A 14,301-nucleotide genomic window follows, 5' to 3' on the forward strand; every position below is an offset into this window, starting at 1 on the left:
AATAGAGCATGAGGGGCGGAAATTTACAGGTGACACTATTCAACCCTTAGCGAATAAAGGCTCGCCAATTATTAACAAAAATACCGGATAAGCGGGCGGCGTGGATGTCTTATTCGTCGGTTGGGCCGGCTGTATCTTCCCCGCCTTCATTCGGAGCTTCCACGCCGTCTTCGACGATCTCTTCATCCTCATCACTGTCCTCAATGCGTTCAACAGAGACAACGCGTTCTCCGTCTTTCACATTAATCACGCGTACGCCGATTGAGCTGCGAGAGACAATTCGGATATTGCGGATCGGGCAGCGGATTAATTGTCCGCCATCCGTGACCATCATAATCTGATCGTCTTCCTCAATTGAGAAACTGCGTACAAGCCGCGCATCATTGCCGTCTTTGCGCGACAGGTTTTGCGCCGTCACGCCCTGCCCGCCGCGGTTCATGCAGCGGTAATCATAAGAGCTGCTGCGTTTGCCCATACCGTCTTCGGCCAAGGTCAGCAAATATTGCTCATTGGCCTGCAAGAAGCCCAGGCGCTCTTCGCCCAGAGATGTTTCGACTTCGATATCGTCTTCGGCGTCATCGTCGGTGTCTTCACCCAACGCGCGACGCATGGCATTGGCGTGCTTCATAAAGGCGCGCGCCTCGTCCGTTTCGATATCGACATGGCGCAATATGGCCATTGAAATGACTTCGTCATTCTCGGCCAGTCTAATGCCGCGAACGCCCGAACTGGTCCGCCCGACAAAACGGCGCACATCCGTGGCCTTGAACCGGATAGCCTTACCCAGCGCGGTTGTCAGCAGCACATCATCGTCTTCAGTGCAGATGCGCACATCGACAATGCCGTCGCCCTCATCGGGTTTCATCGCGATTTTGCCATTGCGGTTCACCCGCGTGAAATCGGCAAGGCTGTTACGGCGAACGCCGCCGCTGCGTGCGGCGAACATTATATCCAGATCCGCCCAGCTCTCTTCATCTTCAGGCAATGCCATAATCGAATTGACATGTTCGCCTGCCTCAAGCGGCAAAATATTAGCCAGAGCGCGTCCGCGTGTGGCGGGGCCGCCGACCGGAAGCTTCCAGACTTTCAGTTTATAGGCCATGCCTGTGGAGGAGAAAAACAGCACGGGCGTATGGGTCGAGGCCACGAAAACGGTGGTGACGTAATCTTCGTCCTTCATCGCCATGCCGGAGCGGCCGCGGCCGCCCCGGCGCTGGGCGCGGTAGGTATCCAGCGGCGTGCGTTTGACATAGCCTGACGATGTGACCGTCACGACCATATCTTCGACCGCAATCAAATCCTCATCGTCAAAATCAATACCGCCTTCGGTAAAGATACTGCGGCGCGGCGTCGCGAATTTTTCACGCATTTCAGTCAACTCTTCACCAATGATTGTGCGGACGCGGTCGCGGCTGCGCAGTATATCCAGGAGATCCGTAATCTGCGCCGCAAGTTTCTCGGCTTCGTCCGTAATTTCGTCCATGCCCAGCGCGGTCAGTTTCACCAGACGTAAATCAAGGATGGCTTTGGCTTGTTCTTCGGTCAGCTGGATCGTGCCGTCATCGAGGAGTTTGGAGCGCGGATCAGCAATCAATTGGATCAGCGCGCCCATATCGCGGGCATCCCATGTGCGTGACAACAGGTTTTCGCGCGCAGCCTTAGGATTGGCCGAGCTACGGATAATGCGGATAATCTCGTCAATATTGGCCACGGCCGTTGCCATGCCAACTAGAATATGAGCGCGGTCACGCGCTTTCGCCAGATCATACTTACTGCGACGGGCAATCACTTCTTCGCGGAAAGCGAGGAAAGCCTGCAACATGACTTTTACGCTCATCTGCTCCGGCCGCCCGCCATTGAGAGCTAACATATTGGAGCTGAAATTCTGCTGTAATTGTGAGAAACGGAACAGCTGGTTGAGGACAACTTCGGCGACGGCGTCACGCTTAAGCTCGATCACGACGCGCATTCCGACTCGATCAGATTCGTCCTGAATATGCGAAATGCCTTCAACGCGCTTTTCACGCACCAAATCGCTGATCTTTTTGATCATATTGGCTTTATTCACCTGATAGGGAATTTCAGTCACAATAATAGCGAAGCGGTCTTTGCGAATTTCCTCAATCTCGGTTTTGGCGCGCATAATGATCGAGCCGCGTCCCGTCAGAACACTGGATTTAGATCCGGCGCGGCCCATAATCAGTCCGCCGGTCGGGAAATCCGGCCCCGGGATCATCTCAAGGATTTCCTCATCGGAAAGCGTGCCGTTTTCGAGTAAGGCGATGGCCCCGTCGAGAATCTCGCCTAAATTATGCGGCGGAATATTGGTGGCCATGCCGACAGCAATACCGCCCGCTCCGTTGACCAGAAGATTAGGAAATTTTGCCGGGAGAACGACGGGTTCACTCTCCTTGCCGTCATAATTATCCTGAAAATCGACAGTGTTTTTGTCTATATCCTGAAGGAGTGCCCCTGCAGCCCGGTCCATGCGGACCTCGGTATAGCGCATTGCCGCCGGATTATCGCCGTCAACAGAACCGAAATTACCCTGCCCTTCGAGCAGCGGCAGGCGCATGGAGAAATCCTGCGCCAAACGCACAAGGGCGTCATAAATCGCGCTGTCGCCATGAGGGTGATATTTACCCATAACGTCACCAACGACGCGGGCCGATTTCATAAACGGCTTGTCACGGGTAAAGCCGTTCTCATGCATGGAATAGATAATGCGGCGGTGAACAGGTTTCAGCCCGTCACGCACATCAGGAATGGCGCGCGATACAATCACGCTCATCGCATAATCCAAATAAGAGCGGCTCATCTCGTCTTCAATGAACACCGGAGAGACGTCTTCATGGGGCGGCGTCACTGGCGGATCGCCGGGCGGTCCTTTAGGCGGTTTGATCGGCGGCTGTTCGCTCTCAGGACTATCTGTATCGTCGCTCAAAATATTATCCCGGAATTGCTGATGACGACCCGAATCGGGCCGTGCGTATTATCCAGACAGGCCTAGCATTAGGCTATGGCAGGCGCAAACTTTTGAACGTTTTTCATATTTGTGCGTTGCACTAGTAATGTTCAATTTTTTTAAATATTGAAAGGCCAAATATGACTAAGATAACAGCCCTTGCGCTTTCGCTTTTAACCGCCACCGCAATGACGGCGTGCGGCGATAAAACACCCGATAATCAGATTATCGCACCGAAAGCAGATACGCCCACGGCCACATCCACACAAACCCAGCCTGTAGCGCCGGATCCGGCAAAAATGATGTCGCGCAGCTTTCCTCTTATGAATGCCAGCGGCAATCAAATCGGTAATGTCATTATCAAAGATGTCGCAAATGGCGTAGACTTTACAGTCAAGTCATCATCCCTCATCGAAGGTACCTCCGCAATCCACTTCCATGAAACCGGATCATGTGAGGGCCCCGCCTTCACCTCTGCCGGCGGTCATTATAACCCGACCGGTGTTATGCACGGCAAAGACACGTCTACTGGCCCGCATGCCGGAGATATGGAAAATATTGACGTCCCCGTCTCAGGCATGGTTGACGTTACCCGTACAAACACCAAAGTCAGTCTTGTTGGACGCGACGGCCTCCCGGCTTTGCTAGACACCAATGGCTCGGCCTTCATTATACATGCAGGCGCAGATGATTATAAAAGCCAGCCTAGCGGCGCAGCAGGCAGCCGTATTGCCTGTGCGGTTATTGCCGACTAAACGAGAGTCCAGACACCAAAAAGCCGCGCGAGGAGCGCGGCTTTTTTTGCGACAATATTGCTGTTGAAAAAACGGCTATTTTTTATTGCCCCAGATATCGTCCCACCAGCGCTCACCCGAACCGCTGTCGATATCGAACTTCTTGCCCTTGCCGGACGCGTCGATCTTTCCGCGAATTTCGGTTTTGCTCCACCCCGTCAAATTCGCCAGTGTAGAAATTTCTGTCTCTTGGCGCCTATTGACTGTTTTTTTGTAACGGTCTGCGGCTTTGCAATCCATAGAGCCGTCATAAGGTTTCTGCATGACGTAGCGGCCTTGGAAATTCTCCTTATTTCCCGTTGTCTGAAATTTTAGATCTTCCGGGAAGCTCTGTGCGTCATAACGCACGTGCAGACGGGTCACGAAAACGTCGCGGGCCTGTCCTTTAACGCCGCCGCGCTGCATGTCGCCGTCATCGCCAACCCAAAACGCGCCGAGTTCACGAAGTTGCGCCACAGAAAGCGGATCAGCCGCGCAAGGGTCGCACCAATTCATATCCCATGCATATTCCATAACCACACCCGAGCCGCCTTCGCGGTCAATGGCTTTGGTAAACATGGCCGGATAGACGCTGTCAAAATCATCTTCGACAAAGACAGGAAGATTGACGTCCGTCGGGATTTTGGTTGTGCGGTAATTGGTGGTCTCGACGCGGCCATTACGGGTCAGCGCATAGACAAACATATCCTGTGAGCCTTTGGAATTCACTGTGCCGAGGCGGATAGGTAGCATGAATTTCGGAGACTCGAACGCCACGGCAATCGGGCGCAGCATTTCGCCGCCGGACTTGGCTTGTTCTTCGAGATTAATTTTCGCGACGAAAAATTTCATGTCCTGTTTGATATAACTATCAAGAATGCGGTTCGCAGCAGGCGGGATTTTATAGCCATTGCTAGTCAGCCAAGTTTGCAGACCGGAGGATTCGCGCGCGGAGAGGATCAAGATGTCATATTCGCCGACCGTAAAACTCTCTTCAATGGTGACGCCCAGATAAGCGGCTTCGGATTCTATGGAACTGCCCATAGCGACGACGGGTGGGGCCATGTCCAGCCTATCCCTTTTCATATATTCGTCGGACACACAGGGATTACCGTCGTGATATTCAACCAAGCGCGGCGCGGTATAGGCGTCCAGATGATCCAGAAGTGTCACATCAGAGACATGAACCTGATCTTTGGTGACAATGGTCGGCACCGGAATCACCATCGCAAATTCGGTCGGATCGCCTTCATAATCGCTGGCCATGGTGATGACCGTGCGGTCGCCGTCACGCGTCATCACAACGCGGGAGCTATCGTTAAACATATCTGTATCGGCCTTGGCGACATAAAAGCCGCAAAATGCCGCTGCGGGCGCACCGACCGCGAGCATGGACATGGCGACGCCTCCGGTCAGGGCGGTTTTAAGTTTGGACAGTATCATGAGACACTCCTTCAGGTTGGGCTACGGGGGATTGGGAGACAGGTTTGCGGATTTGGTTGGGCCAATAATAGCGGCTGGCCGGAAAGAGATTATCAAAGAACGGAACAAGTGGCGCGGTCAGGACAAGCGCGAATATAACGCCCGCCGATTTGAACAGCGCAAATTGTATGGTGAAGCCCACTATGGCTACTAATGCCGCGTAGATCACGCGGGCGAGACGGGCATTGGGCGTCGTTTTAGGATCAGAAATCATAAAGAATGCAAAGACGAGGAGCGCGCCGCTCTGAAGCTGATGCACCGGAATAGAGAGCGGATCACCCAACCACAGAGCGCGGGCGAGGACCAGTGCGGCGTAGCTGGCGAGGAAAGCGAGACTGACATCCCAGCGGCTGGCTTTCTTTGTCACCGCGCCGCCAACCCCGAACAGTGCAATGGCCAGCCACGGGGCTGCGCCCCATTGCCCTGGCGAGACCCAGGCGGAGTCGAACGCCAGAGCGAGAATAACGAGGGCGACATTAGCGGGATTGAAGATATGCTTGCCGCGCCAGCGCACGACATATTTACTGCCGATTGCGATGATGCCCGCCGCCAGAGACAGCCAGATTGAGCCCGTGCGCAGTAACAGCGTTATCGACAAGGCGCTAATTAGCGGGCTGCGCGCATCAAAGCGGCGACCCGTAATCTTGTCGCCGACAAATTGCGTCGCCACTGTGCTGCCGACGCAGCTCAGAACGTGCCAGAGCGGTAAGCCAAAGGCATAGTAAAATGCGCCGAGCAGAACGAGGGTGGACAGGGCGGTAATCTGGAAATGTCGGGGGTCGCGAAACAGCGCGGAAATAATTTTTGATACCGGCATTGACCGAAAGCGCGAAAGCCCCCGCGGCGAAACGGCCACTTGCGCGCCGCGCTCATATTCAATCAGATCGACCACACTACCATCCTATGATGTTAGTCTATAACACATAGGAATGGGGCAAGAAAAGGGCAGGACTGTTTTTAAGCCGCGCCCTCTTCCGAAAGAGATTTAAATGCATCCAAATCGGTAAAGTGCCGTTGGCGTAAGGTGCGCACGCCCTGCGTATAAATTTCAGCCAAGACGGGACGTACATCGACCACGTTTACGACCTCACGGTTTAGCATAGCGCCAGCACGATTAGCCGCAATTTGCGGACGTTCACGCGCCATATTGGCCATAGCGTCCCGCGCGGCGTCAACGTCATACGCCTTCACCTCAAGCGTCAACTCCTCATAGACAGGCGCGTCTTGCGGATTGCCCGATGTAATTTTGCTGAGCACTGTGCCGATAAAGATGGTCACATTATCAGCCTAGAACGGGATTTCGTCGTCCAGTTCAAAGTCCTGCTTCGGACCGTCCATCGTCGAGGCGCTGCGTGAGCCGCCTTGTGACGCGCCGCCGCCATAATCGCCGCGGCCTTGGTCACGGTCGCCGCCATAATTTCCACCACCGCCTGAACGGCTGCCCCCGCCGCCGCTGTCGCGACTGTCGAGCATGGTCAGATTGCCATCATAGCCTTGCAGCACGACCTCGGTCGTATATTTGTCATTGCCGTCGCGATCCGTCCATTTACGGGTCTGGAGCTTGCCTTCAATATAAAGCTTGGAGCCCTTTTTGACATAGCGCTCAACCACGCCGACCAGACCTTCATTGAAAATCGATATGCGGTGCCATTCCGTTTTCTCGCGGCGCTCCCCGCTATTTTTATCTTTCCAGCTCTCTGACGTGGCCAGAGAGAAATTGGCGACCTTACCGCCATTGTTAAATGACCGGATTTCCGGATCATTGCCGACATTGCCGACCAGAATTACTTTGTTTATTGAACCCGCCATTTGGACCTCGCATTAATGTTTTGCTCTATATGTTCGATTTTTGTTCTAATTTCAAGAGCCTGAATGATTTGAGGTGAAATTGACGCGTATCGGCTAATCTGTCCACCGTATCGGCAACCCCGCAAGCTTAAAGCTGTGGATGACCGTGAGATAACGCATTGGAGTCGAATTATCATTCAATCCTCACGGAACAAAAACCTTAACAGCTATGCTAAAAATTGCTGCGCGGTAATACAACGCAATTTGAGCGTTATTTTGTGTGAGAGAGAATAAAGAATGATGCCGCGGCAATTGCAGCTTATCTCACATACATCTATTGAACTCATGCTGTGGCCTTGCCATCTAGCGCTCAAACCACCAAACTTTCGGCTATCTATGTCCTCTCTAAAATCTATTCAGGTGCGCGGCGCACGCGAGCACAACCTCAAAGGCGTCAATGTTGATCTGCCGCGCGATAAGCTTATCGTGATTACGGGTTTATCGGGCTCCGGCAAATCCTCGCTGGCCTTTGACACAATCTATGCCGAGGGGCAGCGGCGTTATGTCGAGAGCTTGTCCGCCTATGCGCGCCAGTTCCTCGAGCTGCAAAGCAAGCCCGATGTAGACAGCATTGAAGGCCTGTCACCGGCTATCTCAATTGAGCAGAAAACCACATCGCGCAATCCGCGCTCGACCGTCGGCACTGTCACTGAGATTTACGATTATATGCGCCTACTTTGGGCGCGTATCGGTGTCCCCTATTCCCCCGCCACCGGTCTGCCCATTGAAAGCCAGAGCGTCGCGCAAATGGTTGACCGCACCATGACGCTGCCCAAAGGGACGAAGCTTTACATTCTGGCGCCCATTGTGCGGGGCCGTAAAGGTGAGTACCGCAAAGAGCTCGCGCAATTGATGAAAGACGGTTTTCAACGCGCCAAAATTGACGGCGAGTTTTACCGTATCGAAGACGCGCCCGAACTGGATAAGAAATTCAAACATGATATCGACGTCGTCGTCGACCGCGTCGTTATCAAGGCGGATTTGGAAACGCGCCTTGCCGACAGTTTTGAAACTGCCCTTCGCCTCGCCGACGGTCTGGCCATTGCAGAATATGCCGATGACGAATCGCAGCGCATTTTGTTTTCACAAAAATTTGCCTGTCCCGTTTCAGGGTTTACGATTAGCGAGATTGAGCCTCGCCTATTTTCTTTTAACAATCCGCATGGCGCCTGCCCTGTCTGTGACGGCCTCGGCGTCGAAATGCGTTTTGATCCGGAACTCATCGTTCCCTCCGGTGATATTACCTTGTCCCAAGGCGCAATTGCAGCATGGGGCAATAAACGCACGGGTCTGTATATGCAGACTTTGTCTGCGCTGGGTAGCACATATGATTTTTCGATAGATACGAAATGGAACAACCTTCCAGCCAAAGCGCAGAAAGCGGTGCTATACGGCACAGGCGGCAAACGTATTAAATTCGTCTATCAAGATGGCGGGCGGCGTTACGAAACCACCAAAGCCTTTGAGGGCGTTATCCCGAACTTAGAGCGTCGGTTTCGCGACACGGATAGTAGCTGGATGCGTGACGAGCTTGGCAAATACCAGTCCAATGTTCCCTGCGATAGCTGTAATGCAAAGCGTCTACGCGCCGAAGCTTTGGCTGTTAAAATTGACGGCATGGATATTAGTGAAACAGGCGAAATGTCTATTCGCGATGCCCTGGCACGTTTTGAAAAACTGGGTGAGGATTTGTCCCTGCGGGATTTAGAAATCGCGGAACGGATTTTAAAAGAAATCCGTGACCGTCTTGTCTTTCTGAATGCAGTCGGCCTGGATTATTTAACGCTGGGACGCGGATCCGGCTCGCTATCCGGCGGCGAGTCACAGCGCATCCGTCTGGCCAGCCAGATCGGCTCCGGTCTGACCGGTGTCCTGTATGTTTTGGACGAACCCAGCATCGGGCTGCATCAGCGCGATAATGCCCGCCTGCTCGAGACACTACAAAATCTGCGGGATCTGGGCAATACAGTCATCGTTGTCGAGCATGACGAGGACGCTATTTTAACCGCGGATTATGTTGTCGATATGGGGCCTCTGGCGGGCGTCCATGGCGGCGAAGTTGTTGCGTCCGGAACGCCGGATAAGATCAAGAAAAGCCGTAAATCCCTGACCGCCAAATATCTGACCGGTAAAAAAGAAATCGGCAGCGGCGTTCCGAAACGCGACCGCGACCCTAAGAAATCTCTGATTATTCGAGGTGCGCGCGGCAATAATCTTAAAAATGTCACGGCGGAGTTCCCGGTCGGGCTTTTGACCTGCGTCACAGGCGTCTCCGGCGGCGGTAAATCCACCCTGACCATTGAGACACTCTACAAAGCGGCCGCGCGCAAGCTCAACAGAAATTCCTCCGCCCGGCCCATGCCCCATGACAGCGCCGAAGGCTTTGAGCGCTTGGACAAAGTCATCGACATTGACCAGAGTCCGATCGGACGCACGCCTCGATCCAACCCTGCGACCTATACCGGCGCCTTCACGCCGATACGCGACTGGTTTTCCGGCCTGCCCGAAGCCAAGACGCGCGGCTATAAACCCGGACGCTTTTCGTTTAATGTCAAAGGCGGACGGTGCGAGACGTGCCAGGGCGGCGGCGTAATAAAAATCGAAATGCACTTCCTGCCCGATATTTATGTCACCTGCGACACCTGCAAGGGCGCGCGCTATAACCGCGAAACGCTGGAGATTAAATTTAAGGGTAAATCCATCGCTGATGTGCTGGATATGACCGTCGAAGAAGCCTCACAATTCTTCAAGGCTGTGCCGACCATACGCGATAAAATGGTGACGCTAGAACGCGTCGGTCTGGGCTATCTGAAGGTCGGGCAACAGGCGACGACCCTGTCAGGCGGCGAAGCGCAGCGCGTTAAGCTGGCCAAAGAACTGGCCAAACGCGCCACGGGGCGAACGCTTTATATTCTCGATGAACCGACGACAGGTCTGCATTTCGAGGACGTCAATAAACTCCTTGAAGTGCTGCAGGAACTGGTCAGTAGCGGCAATACCATGATCGTGATTGAGCACAATCTGGATGTGGTGAAATGCGCCGACTGGATCATTGATATCGGGCCCGAAGGCGGCGATGGCGGCGGAGAAATTGTCGCGGTCGGCACGCCGCAAGATGTCGCCAAAGTCAAAGACAGCTGGACAGGACGTTATCTTAAACCGCTTTTGAAACGCGACGCTGACCGCGCTAAAGCGCGGCTGAGATAAACGTGGGGCAATCTATTCGGGAATAATTCTCCCTCCGCTTGTTGCCAAACGGTATGTGATTTTCACCGGGATGTCCTTCCGACTTTCAGGGTCGGTATTTTCATCGGCTGCCGTGTACACCCACTGCTCGACTGCACGTTCTGACGGCCTTGAAAAGATAGCCGAAGTGGATCGAATGACTCTGATATTCGTTGGTTGACCGTCTGTATTTAAATCGAATAGGAGATTACTATGCCCGCTCCGATTGGCATTGCGCGGCATAACGGGTGGCACACGTTTTAGCGGCTGTATTTCCCCTTTTAGTTCGTTGAAAGGCCAACACTCGCACACGCCCGCCTGCTCGGCCTCTTCCAATGTGCCGTCTTCTTCAAATTCGAACCTTAAACTCATCCAATCACCAAAAGCGCGTTTGACATAAGGATGATCAGCTGGAACAGCTCCTTCTACATTCTGCATAACCTTTTGATATTGTAATGCCGCGTCGATTTTTTTGTTTTGCGCCAGCAGGATATCGCCGCGGTCTAATTTTGCTAAATACGGAAATACGGAGAATATGCCGTCATCAGCCGCGTCAAACATCGCGATAGCTTTATCAATCAATTTCAGAGCCGATGAATTATTTCTGCGTGCATACTCAGCCCGACCACGCAGAAAAATCACTTCGGCGTGAAACGTGCTGTTTTCCAGTCCATACTCTTCAATCATTTTATCAGCTTCAGATAAATCACGCATGTGACGAACTTTAGTTTTAGTTCCCCCATATAAGCTGGTTTGCGTCTTTTTTATTTGCCGCTCCATAGCAATTAATTTGGCATCCTCCTCGTAGTAGTGAGCGAGTTCGATTGCGCGTTCATAAGCTTTACGTTGATCTTCTGAATAATCCATCACAAGTGAATCGGCATAATTTTGGGCCAAATCTCCAGTTGTTTTATGATCCCCCAAATGTTTCTCTGCGGCTTGCCATGCTTGCTTTGCATATCGTATTGTCGCTTTTGCATCACCATTTTCAAGAGCCACAGTATAAGCTTTGTAAGGCTTAAGAACGTCAGCAGGAATTTTCGCGTGCGCCGATAAGGACAAAACAAATGCAAAAATTGCGGTGTATAACACTCTTAAGAACATAATATCTCCAAAATTATATAGGCTTCACTATACGCATTTAACTAAAAACATAAAGCCCCGCACGGGGCGGGGCTATGGAGTTTTACTAATCTTATATATTGGCCATAGTTTCAGGGCGCAATATTTCATCATCCCGAACAATATAAGCTGTTACACCCTGTCCGAAGAAATTCGTAACATAGCTTATAAATTGAAAGAACACCGCGAAAATAAACGCTACAATCCAAAACAAAGGTGATTTCATCAAATCCATAAATGCTGAAAAATCACCGGCCTCCATGGCGGTCTGATCCATGCCGCTTGCGAACATGCCAAGCAAACTGAGGTGTAGACTAATTTGAACAACTTGATTGATGATGAATCCAATAACCCCCAAGACTAAAAATGATAGGAACATCCACCAAAAGTAACCTCTTGACGCCTTCCACCCTTCTAAGAGTGCAAAACGGTCATATTTTACCGTGGCGGCAACAGTCGCTGATAACCTGATACACAGATAGATTAAAATACAGATCAATGCGATTGCGGCAAGAAAGAACAAAAGGATGAGTGCGCCGGAGGGCTGCGCATTTGCCTGTACGCCGGGGATGCCCAAGCCCGTAATGATAGCTAAAACGATTAAGACGATATAAAATACAATAACCACACCAAAAATAATCAACGCTGTGACAAATTGCATGAGCATAACAGAGAACTCGCTTCGGCCAAATCTAAGCGGAAATCCAGACCGTATCTCACCAAATATAGCGCGGCGGTGAAAGGCGACAAGAAGCGACGCCGACACAGCCCATATAAGCAGCAAAACGGGGATCATTTTTAAAAACATCTTTCCCATCAGACCAAAAGCTTGAAATATGATTTGGGGATCATTAGATGCATCCGCTGCCGAAACCCATCCCAGAAAAGCTTTGAAATCGCCTGCAAGAAACGGGATCATCAAAACTGATAGTAATATTGTGACCAAAGCGCCCCATGCCATAAGCCGCCAGAAATACACGCCCATTTCAAACGGCAAAAACGTTGCTTTTGCAAAATCGTAAGGCTTCCGAATGACAGCCATAAATTCCTCCCAGAACTGTAGTCACCTGACAGTAGCGGATATGCCGCCGCCGTCAAAGAAAATCCGGAACGTCCGTTCCTGCGCTTGACAAATCACCCCCATACAATCAGCAAGCTGTCATGGATATTGCAACATTTAATGTGAACTCGATCAAAGCCCGGCTGCATGCTGTCACGCAATGGCTGGATGACAAATCTCCGGATATTGCCTGCCTGCAAGAGCTCAAGACTGTTGATGGGAGCTTTCCGCGCGAAGAGATTGAAGCGCGCGGCTATAATATTATTACTCATGGCCAGAAGAGCTATAACGGCGTTGCGATACTTTCAAAATTTCCAATTGAAGAGCACATTAGCGGACTGCCCGGCGACGAGAGCGATGAACAGGCCCGCTATATTGAGGCCGTGATCTCCGCGCCGCAGGGCGCCGTCAGGGTGGCGTCGATATATCTGCCGAATGGCAATCCTGCGCCCGGCCCCAAATATGACTACAAATTGGCATGGATGGCCCGGCTTAAATCACATATTCAGCGGCTTCTGGGCTATGAAGAACCGCTCATTCTGGCCGGAGACTATAACGTTATTCCACGTCCGGAAGACTGTTTTGATCCGGCAGCATGGATAGATGACGCGCTGTTTCGTCCTGACACGCGGGCGGCCTTTCGCGAAATTATCTTTACCGGATTAACGTCGGCTTTCATGCAAAAAGACGGACGCGGCGGCGAGTATACATTTTGGGATTATCAGGCGGGGGCATGGCCGCGCGGTAATGGCATACGCATTGACCATCTCCTACTATCACCTCAAGCGGCCGATAAACTCCAGTCTGTCCGCATCGATAAATATGTCCGGGACAAGGACAGGCCGTCAGATCACGTACCCTTTGTCGGGAGCTTTGATTTATAATCAATTCTATTAGCGGCGGGTTTGAGAACCGTATCAACAATATCAAAAATAAGGCCGATTTCTTCGATGAGTTTGTCCGTGCGTTTGCGCTGCATGAGCGTTTTAAACATCGAGCCGACTTCAAACTGATTACCTGCTTCAATGATAATCATAAGTTGCCCGCCATCAAATGCCGCGCGTAAATTCTTGCCTGAAAATATGGTTTCGAGATCAATGAGCCGCTCCATAAATGTAGGCGTTAGCAAATAACGCGCTTCGACCTGATCGCTGCCATAGGCTTCGAATGCCTTTTCAAACACAGGATCCGCCAAACCCACCCGTTTGAGCTTGCCCTTGCGTTTCGTCTGTAAAAACCGTTCGCGCAATATGAGTGTTGTGCCGGAAAAATCACTCGGAAAGTCCAGAGTCATCAAAATGCCGCGAAAAACGGTTACATAATTGTTATTTTTGTTGTTCCGGCTTTTACGCTCAAGATGCGCCTCATGGAGTATAAAGTCCGCGCCATGCGCCTTGCCCGATATTTGGTCTTCAAACTTTTGTCGGGTGGCGCCGGGTAAAAGCTTAAGCTCGCGCATCCGGCTTAGATCAAGCGGCGTGAACACTTCGGCCTCAAATGCCAGACCAACATAATTACAAATCCCGCCAACCAGATGCGTTTTGGTTTTAACCCGAACTTTGGCCATGCCTTTATCGGCCATGAATAAGCCGAAGACGACACCTATAAAGCCCACAAAAAATCCAGCTTCCCCATAGCCCATATATCGGGTGATCAAAAACCCGCCTAAGCCGATAGCAAATCCGATGACCACCCATTTGAAAAATGTTTTGACGGCCGCGCGGCGCTCCATATCCAGTCCCAAAAGCCCGGCATGTAGGCTGTCATGATAATATTGGCTAAATCCAAGAAAGGCTTCCCGGCTCTCATCAAATTGATCCATCATG

The 14,301-nt window shown here is 51.8% G+C and carries 11 protein-coding genes; 3 read left to right on the forward strand and 8 right to left on the reverse strand.

The genetic code is table 11. From position 1 onward, the window contains the following. Nucleotides 1-109: 109 nt before the first annotated feature. Nucleotides 110-2,944, reverse strand: coding sequence for a DNA gyrase subunit A (gyrA, locus tag H142_RS0104105; protein ID WP_017930832.1), 2,835 nt, complete (start codon nucleotides 2,942-2,944; stop codon nucleotides 110-112). 161 nt (nucleotides 2,945-3,105) lie between these two features. Between gyrA and H142_RS0104110 the strand changes: the two genes are divergently transcribed. Beyond that, a complete protein-coding gene (locus tag H142_RS0104110; protein WP_017930833.1) occupies nucleotides 3,106-3,720 on the forward strand; it encodes a superoxide dismutase family protein in 615 nt (204 codons plus the stop codon). A 75-nt stretch (nucleotides 3,721-3,795) separates the two neighbouring features. Here H142_RS0104110 and H142_RS0104115 read toward each other — a convergent pair whose 3' ends face one another. From H142_RS0104115 to ssb, 4 genes are all read right to left on the reverse strand, one after another. Then, the gene (locus H142_RS0104115; protein ID WP_017930834.1) at nucleotides 3,796-5,181 is read right to left on the reverse strand and encodes a DUF2330 domain-containing protein; all 1,386 of its coding nucleotides are present in this window, start codon (nucleotides 5,179-5,181) and stop codon (nucleotides 3,796-3,798) included. Further along, nucleotides 5,162-6,112, reverse strand: a complete 951-nt coding sequence (locus H142_RS0104120) for an RnfABCDGE type electron transport complex subunit D (RefSeq protein ID WP_017930835.1) — start codon at nucleotides 6,110-6,112, stop codon at nucleotides 5,162-5,164. The genes H142_RS0104115 and H142_RS0104120 overlap by 20 nt, the downstream gene beginning before the upstream one ends. A gap of 65 nt (nucleotides 6,113-6,177) precedes the next feature. After that, nucleotides 6,178-6,498 carry a DUF4288 domain-containing protein gene (locus tag H142_RS0104125; protein WP_017930836.1) on the reverse strand — a complete coding sequence of 107 codons (321 nt, stop codon included), beginning with the start codon at nucleotides 6,496-6,498 and terminating at the stop codon, nucleotides 6,178-6,180. A 9-nt stretch (nucleotides 6,499-6,507) separates the two neighbouring features. Then, nucleotides 6,508-7,029 (reverse strand): single-stranded DNA-binding protein, encoded by a 522-nt coding sequence (gene ssb, locus H142_RS0104130; protein ID WP_017930837.1) that lies wholly within the window; start codon nucleotides 7,027-7,029, stop codon nucleotides 6,508-6,510. Nucleotides 7,030-7,404: 375 nt separating this feature from the next. Between ssb and uvrA the strand changes: the two genes are divergently transcribed. Continuing rightward, entirely contained in the window at nucleotides 7,405-10,275 is a 2,871-nt protein-coding gene (uvrA, locus tag H142_RS0104135) for an excinuclease ABC subunit UvrA (protein ID WP_017930838.1), read from the forward strand. Nucleotides 10,276-10,287: 12 nt separating this feature from the next. Here uvrA and H142_RS16110 read toward each other — a convergent pair whose 3' ends face one another. Together H142_RS16110 and H142_RS0104145 are read right to left on the reverse strand one after the other, a co-directional pair. Then, nucleotides 10,288-11,397, reverse strand: coding sequence for an energy transducer TonB (locus H142_RS16110; RefSeq protein WP_083898928.1), 1,110 nt, complete (start codon nucleotides 11,395-11,397; stop codon nucleotides 10,288-10,290). A gap of 91 nt (nucleotides 11,398-11,488) precedes the next feature. After that, nucleotides 11,489-12,457, reverse strand: coding sequence for a hypothetical protein (locus H142_RS0104145; protein ID WP_017930840.1), 969 nt, complete (start codon nucleotides 12,455-12,457; stop codon nucleotides 11,489-11,491). A gap of 119 nt (nucleotides 12,458-12,576) precedes the next feature. On the opposite strand from H142_RS0104145, the gene xth reads away from it, so the two are divergent. Further along, on the forward strand, nucleotides 12,577-13,359 hold the full coding sequence (gene xth / locus H142_RS0104150) for an exodeoxyribonuclease III (RefSeq protein WP_017930841.1): 783 nt from the start codon (nucleotides 12,577-12,579) through the stop codon (nucleotides 13,357-13,359). On the opposite strand, the gene H142_RS16115 is transcribed toward xth, so the two are convergent. Beyond that, nucleotides 13,326-14,300, reverse strand: a complete 975-nt coding sequence (locus H142_RS16115) for a DUF3137 domain-containing protein (RefSeq protein WP_083898929.1) — start codon at nucleotides 14,298-14,300, stop codon at nucleotides 13,326-13,328. The genes xth and H142_RS16115 overlap by 34 nt on opposite strands. Nucleotide 14,301: the final 1 nt, after the last annotated feature.

Origin of the sequence: Robiginitomaculum antarcticum DSM 21748, assembly GCF_000365025.1 — a bacterium.
Taxonomy (GTDB): Bacteria; Pseudomonadota; Alphaproteobacteria; order Caulobacterales; family Maricaulaceae; genus Robiginitomaculum; species Robiginitomaculum antarcticum.